This is a genomic window from Streptomyces sp. NPDC060002 (assembly GCF_042737245.1).
GTDB lineage: Bacteria > Actinomycetota > Actinomycetes > Streptomycetales > Streptomycetaceae > Streptomyces.
Map to the genome: position 1 here is coordinate 1 of NZ_JBHWUW010000133.1, position 1191 is coordinate 1191.

Consider the following 1191-nt stretch of genomic DNA (forward strand, 5'->3'; position numbering starts at 1 on the left):
GTGCAGGGCCGGGTTCGCCCGCCGGATCTCGTTGAGCCGGGTGAGCAGCGGGGCGAGGCTGCGGCCCGCCCGCTCGGCGGCCGCCCAGTCACGGGGTTTGAGCTGGTACTTCTCCGAGTCGAGGTACTCCTCGCCGCCTTCCTTCAGCGCCGCGTTCTCGCAGAGTTCGTAGCCGCTGTAGACGCCCCAGGTCGGCGAGAGGGTGGCGGCGAGGACGGCGCGGATCTCGAACGCGGGCCGGCCGCCGTGCTGGAGATAGGCGTGCAGGATGTCGGGGGTGCTGGCGAAGAGGTTGGGCCGCATGTAGGAGGCGGCGTCCCCCGACAGTTCGGTGAGGTACTCCGTCAGTTCCTGCTTGGTGTTGCGCCAGGTGAAGTAGGTGTACGACTGCTGGAAGCCGATCTGGCCGAGCGTGTGCATCATCGCGGGGCGGGTGAAGGCCTCGGCGAGGAAGATCACGTCGGGGTCGGCGCGGTTGATGTCCGCGATGACCCGCTCCCAGAACACGACCGGCTTGGTGTGCGGGTTGTCGACCCGGAAGATCCGCACTCCGTACGACATCCAGTGCCGCAGGACCCGCACGGTCTCGGAGATCAGGCCCTTCATGTCCGCGTCGAAGGCCAGGGGGTAGATGTCCTGGTACTTCTTCGGCGGGTTCTCGGCGTAGGCGATGCTCCCGTCGGGCCGGTGGTGGAACCACTCGGGGTGCTTCTGTACCCAGGGGTGGTCGGGGGAGCACTGCAGGGCGAAGTCGAGGGCGATCTCCAGACCGAGCTCACCCGCGCGCTCCACGAACCAGGCGAAGTCCTCGATGGTCCCGAGGTCCGGGTGGACGGCGTCGTGGCCGCCCTCCGGCGAGCCGATCGCCCAGGGCACGCCGACATCGTCCGGGCCGGGGTCGAGGGTGTTGTTGCGGCCCTTGCGGAAGGTCGTGCCGATGGGGTGGATCGGCGGGAGGTAGACGACGTCGAAGCCCATCGCGGCGATGGCGGGGAGCCTGCGCGCGGCGGTGCGGAACGTGCCGTGCGGGCGCTCGGCGGTCCCCTCGGAGCGCGGGAAGAACTCGTACCAGGCGCCGTACAGGGCGCGTTCGCGCTCGACCAGCAGCGGCAGCGGCTCGGAGGCGGTGACCAGCTCCCGCAGCGGATACCGGCCGAGCACGGCGTCGACCCGCGGCGTCAGCGCCGCCGC

The 1191-nt window shown here is 70.4% G+C and carries 1 pseudogene; it reads right to left on the bottom strand.

Annotation, left to right across the window (positions count from 1 at the left end):
• Positions 1–1191: pseudogene (locus tag ACFWBD_RS41500) on the bottom strand (alpha-1,4-glucan--maltose-1-phosphate maltosyltransferase); the annotation flags it as partial.